Origin of the sequence: Devosia sp. CN2-171, from assembly GCF_049354815.1 — a bacterium.
Taxonomy (GTDB): domain Bacteria; phylum Pseudomonadota; class Alphaproteobacteria; order Rhizobiales; family Devosiaceae; genus Devosia_A.
Genome location: NZ_CP186479.1, coordinates 795,055 through 816,645 on the forward strand (window position 1 = coordinate 795,055; position 21,591 = coordinate 816,645).

Annotated in this window: 18 protein-coding genes; 7 read left to right on the forward strand and 11 right to left on the reverse strand. The window is 64.0% G+C overall.

Features of this window, described 5'->3' with window-relative positions; genetic code table 11:
* The first annotated feature begins 231 nt into the window (after positions 1 to 231).
* From parE to ACOYW5_RS04070, 4 genes are all read left to right on the forward strand, one after another.
* On the forward strand, positions 232 to 2,259 hold the full coding sequence (gene parE, locus ACOYW5_RS04055) for a DNA topoisomerase IV subunit B (RefSeq protein WP_423067975.1): 2,028 nt from the start codon (positions 232 to 234) through the stop codon (positions 2,257 to 2,259).
* A 39-nt stretch (positions 2,260 to 2,298) separates the two neighbouring features.
* Positions 2,299 to 3,204, forward strand: coding sequence for a metallophosphoesterase (locus ACOYW5_RS04060; RefSeq protein ID WP_423067976.1), 906 nt, complete (start codon positions 2,299 to 2,301; stop codon positions 3,202 to 3,204).
* A gap of 231 nt (positions 3,205 to 3,435) precedes the next feature.
* On the forward strand, positions 3,436 to 4,800 hold the full coding sequence (locus ACOYW5_RS04065) for a DEAD/DEAH box helicase (protein WP_423067977.1): 1,365 nt from the start codon (positions 3,436 to 3,438) through the stop codon (positions 4,798 to 4,800).
* 160 nt (positions 4,801 to 4,960) lie between these two features.
* On the forward strand, positions 4,961 to 5,998 hold the full coding sequence (locus ACOYW5_RS04070; RefSeq protein WP_423067978.1) for a GGDEF domain-containing protein: 1,038 nt from the start codon (positions 4,961 to 4,963) through the stop codon (positions 5,996 to 5,998).
* On the opposite strand, the gene ACOYW5_RS04075 is transcribed toward ACOYW5_RS04070, so the two are convergent.
* The 9 genes from ACOYW5_RS04075 to ACOYW5_RS04115 all read right to left on the reverse strand — a co-directional run bounded on the left by ACOYW5_RS04075 (position 5,995) and on the right by ACOYW5_RS04115 (position 14,587).
* Positions 5,995 to 7,266, reverse strand: coding sequence for a 3-phosphoshikimate 1-carboxyvinyltransferase (locus ACOYW5_RS04075; protein WP_423067979.1), 1,272 nt, complete (start codon positions 7,264 to 7,266; stop codon positions 5,995 to 5,997). The two genes, ACOYW5_RS04070 and ACOYW5_RS04075, sit on opposite strands and share 4 nt — an antisense overlap.
* Before the next feature lie 162 nt (positions 7,267 to 7,428).
* Positions 7,429 to 7,815: a HesB/IscA family protein gene (locus ACOYW5_RS04080; RefSeq protein ID WP_423067980.1), complete on the reverse strand. Its 387-nt coding sequence runs from the start codon at positions 7,813 to 7,815 to the stop codon at positions 7,429 to 7,431.
* Positions 7,816 to 7,868: 53 nt separating this feature from the next.
* Positions 7,869 to 8,285: an SUF system Fe-S cluster assembly protein gene (locus ACOYW5_RS04085; RefSeq protein ID WP_423067981.1), complete on the reverse strand. Its 417-nt coding sequence runs from the start codon at positions 8,283 to 8,285 to the stop codon at positions 7,869 to 7,871.
* A 9-nt stretch (positions 8,286 to 8,294) separates the two neighbouring features.
* On the reverse strand, positions 8,295 to 9,515 hold the full coding sequence (locus tag ACOYW5_RS04090; protein ID WP_423067982.1) for a cysteine desulfurase: 1,221 nt from the start codon (positions 9,513 to 9,515) through the stop codon (positions 8,295 to 8,297).
* Between the two features lie 28 nt (positions 9,516 to 9,543).
* The gene (gene sufD, locus ACOYW5_RS04095; RefSeq protein ID WP_423067983.1) at positions 9,544 to 10,752 is read right to left on the reverse strand and encodes a Fe-S cluster assembly protein SufD; all 1,209 of its coding nucleotides are present in this window, start codon (positions 10,750 to 10,752) and stop codon (positions 9,544 to 9,546) included.
* Entirely contained in the window at positions 10,749 to 11,501 is a 753-nt protein-coding gene (gene sufC, locus ACOYW5_RS04100; protein WP_423069402.1) for a Fe-S cluster assembly ATPase SufC, read from the reverse strand. Before sufC ends, sufD begins: the two co-directional genes overlap by 4 nt.
* Positions 11,502 to 11,574: 73 nt before the next feature.
* Positions 11,575 to 11,829: a hypothetical protein gene (locus ACOYW5_RS04105; RefSeq protein WP_423067984.1), complete on the reverse strand. Its 255-nt coding sequence runs from the start codon at positions 11,827 to 11,829 to the stop codon at positions 11,575 to 11,577.
* A 93-nt stretch (positions 11,830 to 11,922) separates the two neighbouring features.
* Positions 11,923 to 13,422: a Fe-S cluster assembly protein SufB gene (gene sufB / locus ACOYW5_RS04110; protein WP_423067985.1), complete on the reverse strand. Its 1,500-nt coding sequence runs from the start codon at positions 13,420 to 13,422 to the stop codon at positions 11,923 to 11,925.
* A gap of 10 nt (positions 13,423 to 13,432) precedes the next feature.
* Entirely contained in the window at positions 13,433 to 14,587 is a 1,155-nt protein-coding gene (locus tag ACOYW5_RS04115; RefSeq protein ID WP_423067986.1) for a cysteine desulfurase family protein, read from the reverse strand.
* Positions 14,588 to 14,883: 296 nt separating this feature from the next.
* On the opposite strand from ACOYW5_RS04115, the gene ACOYW5_RS04120 reads away from it, so the two are divergent.
* On the forward strand, positions 14,884 to 15,546 hold the full coding sequence (locus ACOYW5_RS04120) for an alpha/beta hydrolase (RefSeq protein ID WP_423067987.1): 663 nt from the start codon (positions 14,884 to 14,886) through the stop codon (positions 15,544 to 15,546).
* A gap of 100 nt (positions 15,547 to 15,646) precedes the next feature.
* Positions 15,647 to 16,903 carry a tyrosine--tRNA ligase gene (gene tyrS / locus ACOYW5_RS04125; protein WP_423067988.1) on the forward strand — a complete coding sequence of 419 codons (1,257 nt, stop codon included), beginning with the start codon at positions 15,647 to 15,649 and terminating at the stop codon, positions 16,901 to 16,903.
* A gap of 23 nt (positions 16,904 to 16,926) precedes the next feature.
* Here the strand turns inward: tyrS and ACOYW5_RS04130 are convergent, their stop codons facing one another.
* Positions 16,927 to 17,376, reverse strand: coding sequence for a universal stress protein (locus ACOYW5_RS04130; protein WP_423067989.1), 450 nt, complete (start codon positions 17,374 to 17,376; stop codon positions 16,927 to 16,929).
* 72 nt (positions 17,377 to 17,448) lie between these two features.
* The gene (locus ACOYW5_RS04135) at positions 17,449 to 20,799 is read right to left on the reverse strand and encodes an AsmA-like C-terminal region-containing protein (protein WP_423067990.1); all 3,351 of its coding nucleotides are present in this window, start codon (positions 20,797 to 20,799) and stop codon (positions 17,449 to 17,451) included.
* Between the two features lie 262 nt (positions 20,800 to 21,061).
* Between ACOYW5_RS04135 and ACOYW5_RS04140 the strand changes: the two genes are divergently transcribed.
* Positions 21,062 to 21,577, forward strand: a complete 516-nt coding sequence (locus ACOYW5_RS04140) for a peroxiredoxin (protein ID WP_423067991.1) — start codon at positions 21,062 to 21,064, stop codon at positions 21,575 to 21,577.
* Positions 21,578 to 21,591 lie beyond the last annotated feature (14 nt).

The following is a 21,591-nucleotide window of genomic DNA, read 5'->3' on the forward strand; positions in this document are numbered from 1 at the left end:
TGCCGAACACCAGGCCCGGGCACTGCCTACTGGCCCCAGCCGGGCGCTCTGCAATCTCGCGGGCCGAAATAGGGCAGCTGCCTTGAATGCTCGCGGAACCGTGCGTTCACTTGGCGTTCACAGCTGGTTGACAGCCGCCGTGACGCGCCTTACCTCCCGCCTTAACCCACCCAACCCGGCAGATATGCTAGAGCTTGAGAGGCGCCGATTCGCGCCTCGGACGGAGATTTCATGGCGGCGATCGAAGACCTGTTCGGCCCGGAAGACGATGCGCCCCGCGTGCCCAAGCCGGTCGCGGCGCCCACCCCTGCCCCCGCCGCTGCACGCCCGACTCCGAGCGTCGCCCACTCCTACTCCGCCGCCGACATCGAAGTGCTCGAAGGCCTCGAGCCCGTCCGTCGTCGCCCGGGCATGTATATCGGCGGCACCGACGCCAACGCGCTTCATCACCTGTTCGCCGAAATCATCGACAACTGCATGGACGAGGCGATCGCCGGCCATGCCAGCCGGATCGAAGTGCATTACGGCGAGGACGGCTTCCTGACCGTCACGGACAACGGCCGCGGCATCCCGGTCGAACCGCACCCGAAGTTCCCCGGCGTCTCGACGCTCGAGATCGTCATGACGCGCCTCCATGCCGGCGGCAAGTTCGACGGCAAGGCCTACGAAACCTCTGGCGGTCTCCACGGCGTGGGCGTTTCGGTGGTCAACGCGCTCTCCGACCTCCTCGTCACCGAGGTCGCCCGCGACCAGCAGCTCTATCGGCAGACTTTCTCCCGCGGTAAACCGCAGGGTGGCGTCCAACAGCTGGGCAAGGTGCAGAACCGCCGCGGAACCACGCAGCGTTTCCATCCCGATCCCGAAATCTTCGGCGAGCACAAGTTCTCTGCAGCCCGCCTGTTCAAGATGACGCGCTCCAAGGCCTACCTCTTCGGTGGCGTCGAAATCCGCTGGAGCTGTGACGAGAGCCTCGCCAAGGACGACGTGCCGGCCAAGGCCACCTTCCACTTCCCAGGCGGCCTCAAGGACTTCCTCGCCAACCGCATCGAAGGCGAGCCGCGCATCACCGAGGACATCTTCTCGGGCATCGTCGGCAAGCCCGGTACCCACGGCGCGGTCGAATGGGCCATCGCCTGGTGCCTCGGCGACGGCTTCGTCAATTCATACTGCAACACTGTGCCGACCGGCGACGGCGGCACGCACGAACAGGGCCTGCGCGTCGCCCTGCTCCGCGGCCTCCGTAACTATGCCGAGCTCTCGGGCAACAAGCGCGCGGCGCAACTGACGGCCGACGACGTGTTCGTGCAGTGCTCGGCCATGCTCTCGGTGTTCATCCGCGAGCCGGAGTTCGTCGGCCAGACCAAGGACAAGCTCAGCTCGCCGGAAGCGACCCGCATCGTCGACAAGGCGCTGTCGGACGCTTTCGACCACTGGCTCGCCGCCTCGCCCAACCAGGCCTCCAAGCTCCTCGACTGGGCCATCGAGCGCGCCGAGGAGCGGCTGCGGCGCAAGAAGGAAAAGGAAGTCGACCGGCAGAGCGCGACGCGCAAGCTTCGCTTGCCGGGCAAGCTCGCCGATTGCACGCAGTCGGCAGCCCAGGGCGCAGAAATCTTCATCGTCGAGGGTGACTCGGCTGGTGGCAGCGCCAAATCGGCACGGGACCGCGCCAGCCAGGCCGTGCTGCCGCTGCGCGGCAAGATCCTCAACGTCGCCGGTCTCAGCCGCGACAAGGTGCAGGCGAGCCAGGCCATTGCCGACCTGATCCAGGCACTCGGCTGTGGTACGCGCGACCGCTATCGCGATGACGACCTGCGCTACGACAAGATCATCCTGATGACCGACGCCGACGTCGACGGCGCCCACATCGCTTCGCTGCTGATGACCTTCTTCTTCCAGGAGATGCCGGGGCTGATCGAAGGCGGGCACCTCTACCTCGCCATGCCGCCGCTCTATCGCATCAGCGCCGGACCCAAGGTCGCGTACGCGATGAACGAGGTTGATCGCGACGAGATCATCGCCACCGAGTTCAAGGGCAAGAAGCCGGACATCACCCGCTTCAAGGGCCTTGGTGAGATGCCCTACACGCACCTGCGTGAAACGACGATGGACAAGAAGTCCCGCACCCTGCTGCAGGTCCGTGTCAAGGAAGACCTCGAGGGCACCAAGCTGACAGTTGATCGCCTGATGGGCAACCGCCCGGAAGCCCGCTTCGACTTCATCCAGGAAAACGCCGCATTCGTCACCGATCTGGATATCTAGAGGCGCGAGGCGAGCCTCTGGACAGCACCGGGGACGAGGGTGATCACGAGGCGTCGATTTCTGCAGTTGGCGGGCGCAGGTGTGCTTGGTGGGCTCGCGATCGCGGCCTACCCCTTCGTGGAGGCGTTGGCGCAACCCCAGGTGACGCGCTACGCTCTTACGCCGCAGCGGTGGACGCCGGGACTCCATCTGCGTATCGCCGTCATCGCCGATATCCATGCGTGCGAACCCTGGATGGGGGTCAGCCGCATCGAGGGCATTTGCGCCCAGGCACAGGCGCTCGAGCCTGACGTAGTGCTGCTGCTCGGCGACTACACCACCGGTATGGGCCTGGTGCTTGAGCAGGTCCACTCCGCCGACTGGGCCCGCGCGCTGGGTAAACTGAGCGCACCGCTCGGTATCCATGCAGTGCTGGGCAATCATGACTACTGGGAGGACCTCGCATTCCAACTGGACCAGAGCGCCACGCCTCTCGCCCTGAGAGCCCTGCGCGATGTCGGCATTCGCACCTACCGCAACGAGGCGATCCGCCTCGAAAAGAACGGCATACCGTTTTGGCTCGCCGGCCTCGACGATCAGATGGCTCTTCTGCCAGGCCGACGATTCGACCGCCCACGGTTGCTCAGTATCGGTGATCTCGACGCCACGCTCGCCCAAGTCACCGACGACGCGCCCGTGGTCCTTATGGCGCACGAACCAGACATCTTTCCATCCGTGCCCGATCGCATCGGCCTCACTCTCAGCGGTCACACCCATGGCGGGCAAATCAACCTGTTCGGCTGGCGCCCGTGGTCAGCCTCACTCGGTTCGCGCCGCTTCCCCGCTGGCCAATATGTAGCAGGAAAGCGGCAACTGATCGTGTCGCGCGGGCTTGGTTGTTCAGCCATTCCATTGCGGTTAGGCAGCTGGCCGGAAATACTTCTAGTCGAACTTGGAACAGCGTGAGATCAGCACACTCTCTGCATTAACTCCTCCCCCGTGAATCCCGTTGACTCGGAAAGGGTTTCCACTATGTTCCGGGCGCGTTGCGCGCGCTTCCGGACAGGGCGGAGTCCGGATGGGTTGCTGCGAGTGCAGTTGACGTTGAGCGACTGTGCCCCGCGACGAATTGTCGACCCGCTGTTCCTCAAGTAGCTGCCTGTCGACCTGCCTTCCTACTTGAGCGGACCTTTTGATTTGGCAGACGATTTTTCCGGGCTCGGCCTTAGCGCCAAGGTAATCGATGCGGTTGCCGCATCCGGCTACACCAAGCCCACCGATATTCAGGCGCAGGCGATTCCGCATGTTCTTCAGAAGAAGGACATCATCGGCATTGCGCAGACGGGTACCGGCAAGACCGCCTCATTCGTGCTGCCGATGCTCACGCTGCTCGAGAGCGGTCGGGCCCGGGCCCGCATGCCCCGCACGCTGATCCTCGAGCCGACCCGCGAACTCGCGGCGCAGGTGCACGAGAATTTCGAGAAGTACGGCAAGAACCACAAGCTCAACGTGGCGCTGCTGATCGGCGGCGTATCGTTCGAGGACCAGAACAAGGTCCTGGATCGCGGTGCGGACGTGCTGATCGCGACGCCGGGTCGCATGCTCGACCAGTTCGAGCGCGGCCGCATCCTGCTCACCGGCGTCGACATCCTCGTAATCGACGAAGCCGACCGCATGCTCGACATGGGTTTCATTCCCGATATCGAGCGCATCTGCGGCCTGCTCCCGCCGCGCCGGCAAACGCTGTTCTTCTCGGCGACCATGCCGCCGGAAATCCAGCGGCTCACCGCCCGCTTCCTGCGCGATCCGATCAGGATCGAGGTCGCCCGGCAGAACTCGGTGGTCGAGACCATCGAACAGCGCCTCGTCCGGGTCTCGGGCAAGCCGGAGGAAAAGCGCGACGCGCTGCGCCGGCTTATCCGCGCCGAGCCGAACCTCAAGAACGCGATCATCTTTTCCAACCGCAAGCGCGACGTGGCGACCCTCGCCCGCTCGCTCGAGAAGCACGGCTTCTCCGCCGCCGGGCTCCATGGCGACATGGACCAGAAGAGCCGCATGGAGACGCTCGACGCCTTCAAGACCGACAAGCTGCAGCTGCTCGTTGCCAGCGACGTGGCAGCGCGCGGGCTCGACATTCCGGCGGTGAGCCACGTCTTCAACTTCGACGTCCCCACCCACGCCGAAGACTACGTGCATCGCATCGGCCGCACCGGTCGTGCCGGCCGTTCGGGCGTTGCCGTCACGTTGATGGCGCCGTCGGATGGCAAGTATATCGATGCCATTACCAAGTTGATCGGCAAGGATATTCCGGAGACGAAGCTGGGTGGCGCCGCCGAGGCGCCGGCCAAGCCGAATGGCGAAGCTCGCCCGGAACGGACGGAAGCCGCGCCCCGTCGCGAACGTCAAGAGCGTTCCGAGCGCCCGCGTCGCGGTGCCCGCCGGCCGGTCGAGACGGATGAGACACCGGCGCGTGCGTCGGCCGGCAAGCCCATCGAGGGCATCGTCGCCGATTCGCCGTTTGGCACGGATGGGCCGGTTCCAGCCTTCCTTCTCCGTCGCTGACACCCCGATAGACAGAAAAACCGGCCGGTTCTGCGTAGAAGTGCTAGCAGAATGGCGTGTTTTTACGTGCCATTAATGCTGAAGGACTGAAAGTACGGGTTATAGAGGCGCTGGACGAGCCTTTGGGGGAACCGTGTCGGAACCGGAATTCAGACGCGCGATGGGCTATGCCACGTCGGCGCTGGAAGTGCTGAAACGGGCGCTGATCCCTCCCTATCCGCAATTCTATGAACTGCTCTACACCTACGCGACCGGCGTGAACCCGGCGCTGAACGCCCGCATCAACGAGATCTTCCGCAACGGGCACGTGACTGCCGATATCGCCGAGCGGCTCTACAACGAGTTTCTCAAGGCCCAGGACACCAACGCCCGCATGTCAGGCGTGTCCGAGCGCATGTCGAAGCGGATCGTCGCGGTGCACGACGCCATCGACACGGCGATGACGACGGCAAGCGCCTATTCGGCCTCGCTGCAGATTGCCAGCGGCGACCTTGGCGCTGCCGATCTTGAGGCAGCAGAACTGCGCAAACTCGCCGGCGAGCTCCTGGCCGAGACGCGCCGAATGCAGGATGCCAACCACCAGCTCGAAATGAGCCTGCAAGCCTCCCGCGACGATCTAGACGCCTTGCAGCGCGATCTCGACGATGTGCGCCGCGAAGCGCTGCTCGATCCGCTCACCAAGATCTACAACCGCAAGGCCTTCGACGACGGCCTCACCCGGGCGGTCATCCGCGCCCGCGAGACCGGCAATCACCTCTGCCTGCTGTTGGTCGATATCGACTATTTCAAGCGCTTCAACGACACCTGGGGCCACCAGACCGGCGACCAGGTGCTGCGCCTCGTGGCGATGACGCTGAAATCGAACATCAAGGGCAAGGATATCGCGGCGCGCTACGGCGGTGAGGAATTCGCGGCCATCCTGCCCGACACCGACCTCGAAGGCGCGGTGACGCTGGCGGACAACATCCGCAAGGCGATCCAGGCCAAGGAACTGCTGAAGCGCTCGACCAACGAGAAGCTGGGCCGGGTCACGGCCTCGTTCGGCGTCGCGATGTTCAGGCCCGACGATAACCCGTCGACCCTGATCGAGCGCGCCGATCGCTGCCTCTATGCGGCCAAGCACCAGGGCCGCAACAAGGTGATCAGCGAAACGGAACTCAGCGAACTCGACGACATCGCGGCCCTGGGCGTCGCCTAGTCGATGAGTTCCACTCCCAGCGAGCGCAGCGCATTCCAATAGCCGGGATAGGTCTTGCCGACGCAATCGGGGTCGAGGATCGAGATGCCCCCGATCTTGAGCCCGGCGAGTGCGAAGCTCATGGCGATACGGTGGTCCTCGTAAGTCTCGATGCTGGCCGGCAGCACCTGCTCGACAAGGCCCGGGTCGGAACTGACGACGAGATCATCGCCCTCCTCGTGCGCGAGACCCGGCCTGATGCGGCTCAACTCTGTCGAGAGCGCCGAGATGCGGTCGCATTCCTTGACGCGCAGGTTGGCGATGCCGATGAAGCGCACCGGCGCCTCATTGAACGCCGCGAGCACCGCCAGCGTGGGCACCGCATCCTGCATCTGCGAGCCATCGATCACGGCCGGCATATGTGGGAACATGCGGATCAGCTTCGCAGCCTCGGCATCGGGCTGGGTAAAGGCATCCATCGGCACGCCGAGATCGATCTTGCCGCCGGTGAGCGCCTCGGCGGCCCAGAGATAGGTCGCCGCCGAGGCATCCGGCTCGATGTGGAAGTCGGTGGCGCGGTAGCCGGTCGGCTCGACGCGCCAGGTCATCTCGTCGAGCTGTTCGACCCTCGCGCCAAACGCCCGCATCGCCGCCAAGGTCAGGTTCACGTAGCCGCGCGCGTCGAGATCCTTGCCGGTCAGGGCGACTTCGATGGCGCCCTCGCCATAGGGCGCCGCCATCAGCAGGGCCGAGACGTACTGGCTCGACAAGCCACCGTCGATCTCGACGCGGCCGCTGCCAAACGTGCCGGTGCCGTTGATCACCACCGGCGGGCAGCCGGTCTCGCTGCTCGCATCGATGCCGAGCGATCGCAGCGCCACCAGCAGCGGCTCGATCGGGCGCTTGCGCATGGCCTCGTCGCCGTCGACCACCACCCTGCCCTCAACCAGCGACACCGCCGCCGTAAGGAACCGCGTCGCTGTACCGGCATTGCCGAGCATCAGCGGCTCGACTGGCGCCTTCAGCGTGCCGTTGCTGGTCACGATGAACGTCGTCGCATCGGGTTCCTCGACCGTCACGCCCATCTGCCCGAGCGCCCGCGCCATCAACTGCGTGTCGCGGCTCTTCAGCGCGCCGGTCAGCCGGCTGGTCCCCTTGGCAAGCGCAGCCAGCAGCAGCGCGCGATTGGTGATGGATTTCGATCCCGGCGGAGTTACGCGACCGACGAGCGGGTGCGCAGGCGGGACGATCGTCAAAGCCTTGAGCTTTGCGTGGGAAGCGGCGGTCACTGGAAGACTCCGTCAATCAGGCGGCAAACGCCGCTCTCACTCCGGCCGTGCCGGACACATCGAGATTTCGATTGGCCCGGACGTGCCGGGGGTGAGGTTGAAGCAGCCCGATGGGTGTAGCGGAAATCGCTACGGCGATGCAACACCCACCAATTGCCAGCTTCAGGCGTGCTCGGCCGACCGCGCGTCCGCCAGCGCCTTCAGGTCCGCGGGCTTCAGCTGCACGCTTTCGCCGCAGCCGCATTCGCCAGTCTGGTTCGGGTTCTTGAAGGTGAAGCCGGATTTGAGGATATCTTCCTCGAAATCCATCACCGTGCCCAAAAGGAACAGCGTCGCCTTGGGCTCGACATAAACGTGGACGCCCTTGTCCTCGACATGGTCGTCGCCGGCAATCGCCTCGCCCACATAGTCGAGCGTATAGGCCTGCCCCGCACAGCCGGCATTCTTGATGCCGACGCGCACGCCGACGACCGGCTTGTCGCTGTCTTCGATGATCTCGTTGATGCGCTCGGCGGCGGCATCGGTGAGGCTCATGATCTTCAGGGGCATCGGATTCGGACCTTCATCGTAACAAGACGATATATAGACCTAACGCTTCGAACTTACCACCAGTTCAGCGCGACCTGGGCCTCTTCGCTCATGCGCGAAGCGTCCCACGGCGGATCGTAGACCATGTTGACGGTGACGTTCTGGATGCCTTCGACACCCATGGCGGCGTTTTCTACCCAGCCCGGCATCTCGCCAGCCACGGGGCAGCCCGGGGCGGTCAGCGTCATGTCGATGGCAAGGTTGCGGTCATCGTCGAGGTCGACCTTGTAGATGAGGCCGAGCTCATAGATGTCGACCGGGATCTCCGGATCGTAGACGGTCTTCAGCGCCCCGATCAGGTCGCGGGTGATCCGCTCCACCTCGTCGGCCGGCAGCGAGCCGGCAACGTTGGGTGTGATGCGGGGCGCATCGCCGGCGTTGGGCTCGGGCATTTCGACCGCAGGGGCCAGTTCTTTGGCTTCGTCCGTCATATCAGTTCCTTACCCGAAGAAGCTTCGAGCTTTTTCGATGCCCTCGACGAGGGCGTCGATATCGTCTTTTCCGGTATATAGGCCGAAGGAGGCCCGGCAGGTAGAGGTGACGCCAAAGCGTTTCAGCAGCGGCATAGCGCAATGCGTCCCCGCCCGCACGGCGATGCCGTAGCGATCGAGGATGGTCGAAACGTCATGGGCATGCGCGCCCTTGAGCTCGAACGAGAAGATACCGCCCTTGCCCGGCGCCGTGCCGATGAGGCGCAGCGAGTTGATCCGGCCGAGTCGCTCCAGAGCGTAGGCTGTCATCTCGGCTTCGTGAGCCTCGGCGTCGGCATGCCCGATACCCTCGACATATTCGATCGCCGCCCCGAGGCCGATCGCTTGGACGATTGGCGGCGTGCCCGCCTCGAAGCGGTGCGGTGGCTCGTTGTAGGTGACGGTATCCATCGTCACGACATCGATCATCTCGCCGCCCCCCTGGTAAGGCTGCATGTCGGCGAGGAGCTCGTATTTGCCGTAGAGCACGCCAATGCCGGTCGGGCCGTAGAGCTTGTGGCCGGTGAAGACGTAGAAATCGGCGCCGAGGTCCTGCACGTCCACCTTCCGGTGTACAGCGCCCTGGCTGCCGTCGACCAGCACGGGAATGCCGCGCGCATGGGCGATCTCGACGATCTGCTTGATCGGCGTCACCGTGCCCAGCACGTTCGACATGTGGGTGATGGCGACCATCTTGGTCTTGGGCGACAGGGCCTGCTCGAACGCATCGAGCGAGAAGCTGCCATCGTCGCCGACATCGACCCATTTCAGCACGGCGCCCTTGCGCTCGCGGTGGAAGTGCCAGGGCACGACGTTGGAGTGATGCTCCATGATCGAGAGCACGATCTCGTCGCCCTCCCCGATCCGCGGGCCGAGGAAGGACGACGCCACGAGGTTGATCGCTTCGGTGGCCGAGCGGGCGAAGATGATCTCTTCCTCCCGCGCCGCGTTGAGGAAGCGCTTCACCGCCTTGCGGCCGTCCTCGTAGGCCTCTGTGGCGCGGTTCGCCAGCGTGTGGAGGCCGCGGTGGACGTTGGCATAGGCGTGCCGATGCGCCCAATCCATCTTGTCGAGCACCGCGTTCGGCTTTTGCGCCGATGCGCCACTATCGAGGTAGACCAGCCGATGCCCGTGGATCTTCTCCTCGAGGATCGGGAAATCAGCACGGACTTTGGAGAGGTCGAAGGTCATCGTGTCTACCGTTTGGGGCGGCGCGGGATCAGCCCCGCGCCAGCCAGTCCTCGACCACCGCGGTCAGCGCCTCATTGAGCGCTTCGTCCTCGATGGGGTCGATCAGTTCGGCGAGGAACGCCCGGACCAGCATCGTCTCGGCCTCGGCCTTCGGGATGCCGCGGCTGAGCAGGTAGAACATCGAGTCCTCGTCGAGCTGGCCGCAGGTCGAGCCGTGGCCGCAGACGACGTCGTCGGCATAGATCTCGAGCTCGGGCTTCACGAGGATTTCTGCCTCGTCGGAGAGCATCAGGCCCTGGCTCATCAGCTTGGCGTCGGTCTTCTGCGCGTCGCGCGCCACCACAAGCCGGCCCTGCACTACGGCCTTCGAGCGGCCACGGGCGATCGACTTGAACAGCGGCTTGCTCGACGTGTTCGGCACGGCGTGCAGTGCGTCCATGGTGATATCGGTGTGCTGGCCGTCACCAACGAGGTTGAGGCCCGTCACATCGGCGTGGGCGCCCGAGCCTTCGTAGCGCGGGAACAGCTGCGTGCGGCTCAGCGCGGCGCCGGCATTGATCACCAGCGTACGCAGCTGCGCACCCTCTGCGAGATGGTACTCGTTCGAGGCAAAGTGCGTGGCCTTGGCGGCGGCCAGGTTGACCGTGATGTGGGTCACCCTGGCGTTCTTGCCGATCGCGAGGTAGGTCGCGTGATTACCGAGATGCCCTTCCTCGGAGCCCGAATAGGTCTCGAGGATCACCACGCTGCTGTCGTCGCCGACGTAGATCTTGGCGGCGCTGGCCGAATGACCGGCGGCGCCCTCGGTGCGGCGGTCGATCTGGATCACCGGATCGACCGAACCGTCGAGATCGAGGGTCAGAGCTTGTTTGACCAGCGCGTTATTGAGACGTGTCACCACGTCGTCACGCGTCGTCAGCACGCCGCCCTCGGTCTTGCCGACGATGACCCCGGCCGGAGCCGTGCCCGTATCCTGGACGACGCCATTGGCGATCATCAGCTGGTAGGCGCCGGCGACGCGCAACGCCGGGGCGCTGGCAGCCTCCGCAGCACCGGCCAGCTCGGGAACCGAGCGCAGCAGCTGCTTCAGGTCGGTGTAGTGATAGGCCTCGACACGGCGGGTCGGCAGGCCAGAACCGCCGAGGCGCTCGGCCTCATCCATGGCGCCAGCCGCCGTCAGCTGCTCGATGAGCGTCGTTTCGGCGGGGCCGAGACGTACGGGAACGTGGATGCTCACGCCGCCTTCTCCCCGTCGAAATCGGCATAGCCCTTGGCTTCGAGTTCGAGCGCCAGCTCCTTGCCGCCGCTCTCGACGACCTTGCCGTCCGAGAACACGTGCACGACGTCGGGCACGATGTGGTTCAGCAGCCGCTGGTAGTGGGTGATGACCAGCATCGAGCGGGTGCCGTCGCGCAGCGCGTTGACGCCCTTCGACACCACCTGCAGCGCATCGATGTCGAGGCCGGAATCGGTCTCGTCGAGGATACACATCTTGGGCTTCAGCAGCGCCATCTGCAGGATCTCGGCGCGCTTCTTCTCGCCGCCGGAGAAGCCCACGTTCAGCGCGCGCTTCAGCATGTCGCTGTCGATATGCAACGTCGCGCCGGCTTCCTTGACCGCCTTCATGAAGTCCGGGGTCGAGATCTCACCTTCGCCGCGCGCCTTGCGCTGGGCGTTCAGTGCCGCCTTGAGGAAGGTCATGGTGGCGACGCCGGGGATTTCGATCGGGTACTGGAAGGCAAGGAACAGGCCGGCCACGGCGCGCTCGTTCGGCTCCATCTCGAGGATGTTCTCGCCGTCGAGCAGCACTTCGCCCTCGGTGATCTCGTAGTCTTCCTTGCCGGCGAGCACATAGCTCAGCGTCGATTTGCCCGAACCGTTGCGGCCCATGATGGCGTGCACTTCGCCGCGCGGCACCACGAGGTTCACGCCCTTGAGGATTTCGCGCTCCTCGATGCGGACATGCAGGTTGCGGATTTCGAGCATTGGGGTCGTCATTGTCTTCTCCATTCTTCGCACCGCGGTTCAAGGTCGCGGGCGGAGCCAGTTTCTTGGGGCGTCAGGTGTTCTGCACCCGGCCCGATTCGTAATCTTCGACGGTGTGCTGGTGGTCGCCGTGGCTCTGAGCCGCCGCGATGAACTTCCACGCGCCGTATGCCGCACAGCCGACGAAGGCGATAAGCGCCAGTACCCAGCCGAACGGCAGCACGGTGAAGCCGACGATCAGCAGAATCACGGCCGCGATCGCACCGCCTGCCATCCACACGATGAAGTCGCGCACGACGGCATGCCCCTCGGCCGAGACAGGCGACATCGCGTTCCTCGGATGCCCGACCGGGAATCGTCGTGCGAACCAGAAGCGGCTAGCCATCGCACCCGTCCATGTTGCGACCTGGGACCATACCGATCAGCCAACGCTGCCTTCGAGCGAGATCGAGATCAGTTTCTGCGTCTCGACCATAAACTCCATCGGCAGGTGCTGCAGCACGTCGCGCACGAAGCCGTTGACGATCAGCGCCACCGCTTCCTCTTCCGAGAGGCCGCGCTGCATGGCGTAGAACATCTGGTCGTCCGAGATCTTGCTGGTCGTCGCTTCGTGCTCGAATACGGCAGTGGCGTTGCGGCTCTCGATGTACGGCACCGTATGTGCACCGCATTTGTCGCCGATCAGCAGGCTGTCGCACTGGGTGAAGTTGCGGGCGCCCTTGGCCTTGGCGTGGGCCGAGACCTGGCCGCGATAGGTGTTGTCGGAAAAGCCCGCCGCGATGCCCTTGGAGATGATCCGGCTCGTGGTGTTCTTGCCCAGGTGAATCATCTTGGTGCCGCTATCGACCTGCTGGTAGCCGTTCGAAATGGCGATCGAGTAGAACTCGCCCGACGAGTTGTCGCCGCGGAGGATGCAGCTGGGGTACTTCCAGGTGATGGCTGAGCCGGTCTCGACCTGTGTCCAGCTGATCTTGGAATTGTCGCCGCGGCAGTCGCCGCGCTTGGTGACGAAGTTGTAGACGCCGCCCTTGCCGTTCTTGTCGCCCGGGAACCAGTTCTGGACCGTCGAGTACTTGATTTCGGCGTCCTTCATGGCGACCAGCTCGACCACCGCGGCATGCAGCTGGTGCTCGTTGCGGGCGGGGGCTGTGCAGCCTTCGAGGTACGAGACGTAGGCGCCTTCGTCGGCGATCAGGAGCGTCCGCTCGAACTGGCCGGTCTTGGCCTCGTTGATGCGGAAATAGGTCGAGAGCTCCATCGGGCAGCGAACGCCCTTGGGGATGTAGCAGAACGAACCGTCGGTGAAGACGGCCGAATTCAGCGTCGCGTAGTAGTTGTCGGACACCGGAACGACCGAGCCGAGGTACTGCTTGACGAGATCCGGGTACTCGCGGATCGCCTCCGAGATCGAGCAAAAGATGATGCCCATCTTGTTCAGCTCGGCGCGGAACGTGGTCGCGACCGACACCGAGTCGATCACCGCGTCCACGGCTACCCTCGGCTGCTCGACGCCGGCCAGCAGCTCGCGCTCCTTCAGCGGCACGCCCAGCTTCTCGTACATCTCGAGCAGCGCGGGATCGACATCGGCCAGCGACTTCGGCCGGTTCGAGCTCTTTGGCGCCGCGTAGTAGTACATGTCCTGGAAGTCGATCTTTGGGTAGTGCACCTTGGCCCAGTTCGGCTCATCCATGGTGAGCCAGCGCTTATAGGCCTCGAGCCGCCACTCGAGCATCCACTCGGGCTCTTCCTTCTTGGCCGAGATAAAGCGGATGACCTCCTCGCTCAGCCCCTTTGGCGCGCGTTCGACTTCGAATTTGGTTTCGAACCCGTACTTGTATTTCTCGACATCGAGCGCGAGCACCTTCTCTACGGTGTCGTCTTCGATCTCTTCCTTCAAAGTCGGGATGTCGTAACGGGCCATCGTCTTCTTCCTATGCTGCGACGCCGTGGCGGGCGCGATGACGCCCGACGACTTCGCTAAAACCCTTGAGATAAGCCTCGACGTCCGCTTTGGTAGAGGACCAGCCGAAACTCACACGCATTGCACATTCGCCGAGCGCTGCCGGCACGCCCATGGCATCGAGCACATGGCTCGGGCCGACCTTGCCGGAGGAGCAGGCGGAACCCGAGGACACCGAGAGTCCGGCGAGATCGAGCCCCATCATCGCGACCGAGTTCTTTATCCCCGGCACGGCGAAATTCGAGACATTGCCGATGCGGTCGGCCTTCTCGCCGAAAACGATGAGATCGGGCGCTACGGCGCGCATCCCATCCTCAGCCAAATGCACCAACTCGGTCGTATTGGCATCGTAGAAGCGCGTCGGGAACGCCTCCGCTGCAGCACCGAAGCCGGCGATCACTGCAGTATTCTCCGTGCCGCCGCGCCGGCCGCTCTCCTGCCCGCCGCCGGGGATGAGCCGCACCTGATCGGCATGGCCCTTCATCAGCAACGCGCCGATTCCGGCCGGACCACCGATTTTGTGGCCGCTCACCGCCATCATATCGGGTGCGCGCGAGGCAAATTCCAGTTCCACCTTGCCGAAGGCCTGCACGGCATCGACGAACAGGTAGTGCGGGCTCGGGCCGACCAGCATCTCGATCCGGTCGACCGGCTGGATCACGCCCGTCTCATTGTTGACGAGGTGCACGGCCACGAGCAGCCGCATGCCAACCGTGTCGGCCGACGCTACCGCCGCGGCGATCTCCTCGACTTTGATCAGGCCATCAGCATCAAGACCCACCTTCTTCACCGGCAGCCCAGTCGCCTCGGCCGCCTTGAGCACCGCGGCGTGGTCGCCGGCAGACACGACAATTGCGTCCACGCCAAACGCCTTGGCGCCGCCGACGATCGCCTGCGTGATCGCTTCGGTGGCCGAACCGGTGAACACCACCTGGTCGCGCTCGGCTCCGGCGAGCTTTGCCACCTGGGCGCGCGCATTATCGATCAGGCCACGAAGCGCCCGGCCCTGGGCATGAACGGATGATGGGTTCCCGACCAGATCGAGCGCAGCCACAAGCGCTTCGCGCGCCTCCGGCAGGAGTGGCGCGGACGCATTGTGATCGAGATAGATCGACTGTCGCGTCATTGAACCCAGGTCTTTTTTGCTTCGAATGACCGGCTGAGACGCGGCTGCGCGTGCTGACACCCGAAACAAATCTTGAAATCGGGCGCTCACTTTCTCTACAAGGAGCGCTCACAAACAACCGGAAGCGGTTGGAACACCAACTGCCGCCTTGGAAACTCAGTTTAGAACTATTCGAAACTGGAGTTTTCGGCCCATGTTTTAGGCAGCGGCACGTCATTCGTCAAGCCGACAGACCGGCCCGCGCGCGAGGCATGAGCCCAGCGCATAGAGGTCGGCGAGGCCAAGGAAACGACCTAATGCCAGAAGTGATCTTCAACGGACCCGAAGGACGCCTCGAGGGGCGCTACCAGCAGGGCAAGGATCCGAACGCACCTATCGCGATCGTGCTTCATCCGCATCCGCAGTTCGGCGGCACGATGAACAACCAGATCGTCTACAACCTGTTCTACATGTTCGCGAACCGTGGATTTTCGGTGTTGCGTTTCAATTCGCGCGGCGTCGGCCGCTCGCAGGGCATGTTCGACCACGGCATCGGCGAACTCAGCGACGCCGCGGCGGCGCTCGACTGGCTGCAGAGCCTCAACCGCGAATCGCGCGGCTGCTGGATCGGCGGCTTCTCGTTCGGCGCCTGGATCGGCATGCAGCTGCTGATGCGCCGTCCCGAGGTCGAAGGCTTCATCTCGGTGACTCCGCCGGAAAACCTCTACGACTTCTCGTTCCTCGCCCCCTGCCCGTCTTCGGGCCTGATCATCCATGGCGACAAGGACCGCGTGGCCCCGCCTGCCTCGGTCCAGAAGCTGGTGGACAAGCTTAAGACGCAGAAGGGCATCACCATCGAGCAGCAGATCGTCGAAGGTGCCAATCACTTCTACGAAGGCAAGATCGAAGAGCTGACCGAGCGCTGCTCCGACTATCTCGACCGGCGCCGCGCGGAAATCGCGGCGGGCAAGGGGCGATAGCCAGACGCCCCGGACCTCTTCCTTCAGAAGGCTCGGGATGAGGTCCTCATGAGGGTGCAATCGCCCTCATGACGAGCCGGTCGATTCATGGGGCAAGCCGATGGCAGCCAAGTACAAGTCCGATTTTCTCAACGTCCTCGATCAGCGTGGCTTCATCCACCAGATCTCCGATCCAGAGGGGCTCGACGCCAAGGCGTCGAAGGAGGTCATCACCGGCTATGTCGGTTACGACGCGACGGCGACCTCGATCCATATCGGCAACCTGATCACCGTCACCCTGCTCTACTGGCTGCAGGAGACCGGCCATCGCCCCATCAGCCTGATGGGCGGTGGCACCTCCATGGTCGGCGATCCGACTGGTCGCGAAGCCGAGCGCCAGGTGCTGACCGTCGAAAAGATCAACTCGAACATCGAGAGTATCAAGAAGGTCTACAGCCGCATCCTGCGTTACGGTGACGGCCCGACCGATGCAATCATGGTGAACAATGCCGACTGGCTGCTGAAGCTGAACTATGTCGAGTTCCTGCGCGAGGTCGGCCGCTATTTCTCGGTCAACCGGATGCTGAGCTTCGACTCGGTGAAGATGCGGCTCGAGCGCGAGCAGTCGCTGACCTTCCTTGAGTTCAACTACATGATCATGCAGGGCTACGACTTCACCGTGCTCAGCAAAGAGTATGGCGCGACGCTGCAGATGGGCGGCTCGGACCAGTGGGGCAACATCATCAATGGCGTCGACCTCAGCCACAAGATGGGCGGTCCGCAGCTCTACGCTCTGACGACGCCGCTGCTTACCAAGGCGTCCGGCGAGAAGATGGGCAAGTCGGCCTCGGGCGCCGTCTGGCTCAACGGCGACCTCTTCAGCCCCTACGACTTCTGGCAGTATTTTCGGAACACCGAAGACGCCGATGTCGGCAAGTGGCTGAAGATCTTCACCCGCCTGCCGCTCGCCGAGATCGCCAAACTCGAAGCGCTGGGCGGCTCGGAGCTCAACGAGGCGAAGAAGATCCTCGCCACCGAGGTGACGGCGATCGTCCATGGCCGCGAAGCCGCCGACAAGGCCGCCGCAACGGCTTCGGCGACGTTCGAAGTCGGTGCGATCGACCTGTCACTGCCGACCACCGAGGTGCCCAAGGGCGATCTCGCCACCGGGCTCGGGCTGCTGAACGCGCTGGTCGCCGTCGGCCTCGCCGGGTCGAACGGCGAAGCCCGCCGTCACGTCCAGTCAGGCGCCGTCCGGATCAACGACGAGATCACGACGGACGACCGTGCCACCCTTGGCACCGCCGCGGTGCTGTCCGAAGGGGTGATCAAGCTGTCCGTAGGCAAGAAGAAGCATGCACTGCTGAAGCCGGTCTAAGGACCGGCTTCACGCCTCGCACCTCAGCGCGTCACCAGCACCGGCACCTTGGTATGAGCGAGCACGTTGCTGGTCTGGCTGCCGAGCAGCAGCCGGCCGAGACCGCGGCGGCCGTGCGAGCCCATGACGATAAGGTCGGCGCCAACAGAATTGGCCGTGCCGATGATGCCTTCGGCGGGAAAGCTGTCGTTCACGTAGGCGGTCTTGGCGTCGATGCCGGCCGCCTTCGCGACCTCGACGGCCTTGGCGAGCAGCCCTTTGGCCGCCTCTTCCTGCGCTTCGATCAGTTCGGGGATCGGATCGAATGCGGTGCCGGCCACGGCGCCGTAGCCACCGCCAACCAAGGCCGCCGGTTCGGTGACAGTGACGATCGTCACCTGCGAGCCGAGATCCTTGGCCAGGCCCAGAGCGTGGTCCAGCGCACGCCCGGCCAGTTCCGAGCCATCCGTCGCAACGAGAATATGTGCATACATTTCAAATACCTCCGCACCAGATGTGGGAAGGGTATGCCCAAACGCCAAGCCGTGTCTTGACCGAAATCAAGCCTATTCGACGCGCGGGATTTCCTTGGCACGGTACTCGAACATCCGCCGGAAGGCACCAGGCACGAGCGCCGACATCGGGTTGATCTTGAACTGCGGATTGTCGAGTGGGCCCTTCACCGCGAAGGTTACGCCGTAGAGCCCCTCGCCCTCGCGGCCAGCCAGCGGCCCGAGCAGCTTGGCGAAGGCATTGTTCAGCCCGAACAGCGGCACGTAGGTGCCGGTCAGGTCGAACTGCCGGTTGTCGGTGTAGATGAAGCCGCGGGCCGTACCGCCGACGGTGGACCCGGCCAGCACTGCGTCGGTGATCTCGACGCGATCCTTGCGGCGGATGAAGTCGGCCTCGGCGCTCTTGAACTCGAGCTTGTTCGAGCGCGCGATCATGGCTTTCGACTCGTTGTGATTGCCGAGAATCTGCGCGACGTTGCCCTCGTTGACGAAGGCGAAGTTGTTCAGGTTGAACACGCCCTGGTCGATCTTCTGATCCTTGATCGTCTCGACGACAAGGCTGCCCTGCCCGCCTTCCATGTTAGGATAGACGTTCATCAACCGCAGCAACGTGCCCAGGTCGTTGAAGGCCACCGACATCACCTTGCCGCCGGGCGTCGGATTGGTCGTGACCGAGACATTGCGATCCCCACCAAGATTGGCCTGCAGGTTGACCTTCTGCAGGTCGGCGCCGCGCAGCACGAGGTCGAGATTCACGTTGTAGGCCGTGGTCTTGTAGAAGCCGAGCGCGCGTTTCAGTTCGAGATCAACCGCGATGGTCTGGTCGATTGCCGTCGCCTGCGGGCCGCCGGTGGAATCCCCGGTCAGGCTGAAGAAGCGCTGCAGCATCGGCTTCAGGTCGAGCTGATCACCGCGCAGCCTGATCTCGTAGCCGTTGCGGATCGGGGTCAGCGAGATCTGCGCCTGGTCGCCGGGGCTCAGAGCGAAGTTGGTGAACTCGGCCGACTGGAGGCCCTTCTTCACGTCGTAGCCGAGACTGCCTTCAAGCTTCACGGCGGCAAAGCCCACGGTCAGCGAACTGATGTCCACCACGTCGCCGGACATCTTGATCTGCGCCTCAGCGTTGCCCGCGACCCCGGCCGCCTTGCTGATGCCGAGGTCCTTGATATTGAGGCTGGCCGCCCCGAGGTCGGCGACAAGCTGCACGCTACCATCGGTCAGTGGCCTCGCGGCAACGGTCAGCGGTCCGTTCAGGAAGGCGGACGTATCGACGCCGAACTTCTTGAAGGCATCGGAATCGACCTTGGCCGTGACCACCACATCGGGCTTCTTGGCATCGAGCGTGCCCTTGGCCATAATCTCGGTCGACACCCCATCGAGCTCGGTGGTGCCGCTAACATTGAACCCGGCCGGAGTAACCCGGAACGCCAGTTGCCCCTTGCCGAGCGAGTGGCCCTCGATCGGAGAGGCTGTCCCGAGGTCCTGGAGCGTGCCGTTGATGGCATAGTCCATGCTGACGGGCTTGTTGGTCCCCTTCTCCGTGACAATGGTCGCGACCAGCCCCAGGGACACCTGTCCTTCCAGCACGTCGAGATTGATCGGCAACGCCCCCTGCTTCAGCGCGTCCGGCTGGTTCTCCTTGGTCCAGGCGATGAGCGCCGGGATGCCCCCGGAGAGGTCGCCCGAGATCTCGTAAACTGCCTCGGTGTCGCTGTTGGAGCCGATGATGAAGCCGGCATTGGCAATCGAGATATTGCCCTTCGGCGTCGGGATCGTCGCGCCATCGCCCGAGATTTCAATGTCGCTGTCATGGAGGCTCAGCTTCATCTCGCCTTCGATGGTGATCGGATCCATCGTGTCGAGCGCCTTGATCTGCACGCCGGTACCGGTGATTTCGATCGCCATGGCGTTCTTGGGCATCGGCTTGTTCTCGCCTGGCTGGCCGAGCGAGCCCACCGGGAACGAGTAGCGCATCGTCGACTTCTTGATGCGCCCGCCCACCACGTTCTTGACGAACCAGTCGCGCGACTCAGATGCGAGGAACGCCGGCCATAGCCGCTTCAGATCGTCCGCCGACAGCCCGTCACCGGCGATATTCATCTCGAAGCCGGTGCCGCGCTTGACCATATCGATGCGGCCAGTCGAAACCAGAACCGAGCCGTCGGCCTTCCTGGCTTCGAACTGGTCGATGCCGGTGGCGCCGTAGAGCGGTGCGGACCAGCCCTGGAAGTTGACCTCGCTGAACGGCTGCTCCGGCGCGCCCAGTTCGTTGTGAATCGACACGTCGCGCGCAGCGATCTTGATGCCCACGATGGGGCCGTAAAGCGGATCGAGGCCGAGCTTGAACACGCCGCTGACGAACCCCGTGCTCCCGGCCACGCTGACCTGCGTTTCCCCCATGGTGAACTGGCCGATCACTGGGTCCCAGACCACCTCGGCGATCGACGTCGCGATCGGGAAATACTGCCCGCTTGCCTTCACATCCATGCCGGTCAGGTCGACGTGGAACAGCCCGTCGGTGATCTTGCTCTCCGGGGTGAAGCCGACGTCGATCGACACCGAGGCAGTGCCGACGATACCGATCGGCTGCTCCTGCTCGCCCACGAACGGCGCAAAGGCGCCCGGGTCGAGGTTGGTGATCGACATCTTCATGCGGGCATTGCCGCTGTCGTCTTCCACCCATTCGATGATGCCGTTCATCACCGACCCACTGATCTCGGCCGAGAACCGGCCGGAGGCCGTCTTCGAGTCCGGGCTCGGGGCAATGTCGAGTTCGATATTGGTGAAGTGGCGCAGGATGCCGTATAGCGCGTCGTTCATGTCGAGCGCGCCCTCGCGCACCACGAGGCGCGAGAAATTGCCGAGCTTGGCCTGCTGCACGATGCCGGCGATGCCCTTGGCCGCGGCCTCGAGATTATAGACCAGCCAGTCATTATCCGAGCGAATGCCGAGGCTTGAATCCGGCACGTCTCCAGTCACTGCCACGCCACCCGAAGAAAGGTTTACCTCAGGGAACTTGCTCTCGCCCTCGATCACGCGGACGGTCCGCTCGCCGTTCGGCGCGTCGACATACTCGAATTTGGCCAGCCGCGGCCCGAACAGGTCCTGGTTCACCTGCAGGTGCGGGCCGACCACCGTCACCGTCGCGCCGGGCTGCCCGACCAGCATGCGGACAGGTGAGAAGCCCACCTCCAGCGCATCCATTCTGACCGTGCCGCCGGTCTTCAAATCGGTGAAGGTCACCGGCGTGAACCGGATCACCGGCCAGACGAAGCCTTCGAGCGCCAGCGCCATGTCGCCGAGTTCGAGCTGGCTGCCCTCGGGCATCGAGGCCAGCACGGCGTTGCGCACCTGCGAGTTGACGAAGGGCAGAGGGATCGGGGTGACCAGGAGCACAGCGTACATGACGACGAGCAACAGCACGGGCGCTGCAACTGCCGCTGCCGCTATCCTACCCAGAATGCGCCATGCCGAGCGCTTGCGGAGCGTGCCAGGAGCTGGAGTAGGTTTCACTGTTTTCCGACTTGAGGCTGCGCGGTTTGTCGCCCTAATCTAGAATCAAACCGAGCAGGCGTTCACTGCCTGATGATACCGGCTGCAATATGGCACTAACACCCCTTGGCAGCGCTGTTTTCTGGCGCTCCCGTGACTTTGGCGCGACCACAACATGACACTACCAGCTGTGGGCACGCTCGCACCAGATTTTGCACTGACGACCGACAGATATGAGACGTTCCGCCTGTCCGATCATCGCGGGCATCCGGTTGTCCTCTACTTCTACCCGCAGGACGATACTGAGGGCTGCACGCTCGAGAACATCGAGTTCACCGACCAGATGCCGGAGTTCCGCAAGCTTGGCGCGCGGGTCGTCGGCATCTCGCCCGACAGCATCGAGAAGCACTGCTCGTTTCGCGACAAATACAATCTCGGCGTCACCCTCGCGGCCGATCCGGAGCGCAAGGCGATCGAGGCCTATGGCATCTGGCAGCTCAAGAAGCTTTGGGGCACCGAGTTCATGGGCGTGAAGCGGGTCACCGTCCTCGTCGGCCCCGATGGCAATGTCGCCGGCGTCTTCCACGCCACGCGGATCAAGGGCCATGCCGAAAAGGTGCTGGCCGCGACCCGCGAACTGGTCGCGAAAGCCGGCGCCGCCCCGGCAAAAAGAAGTGCCAGGACCCGCTGACGCCCAGCCAGCCG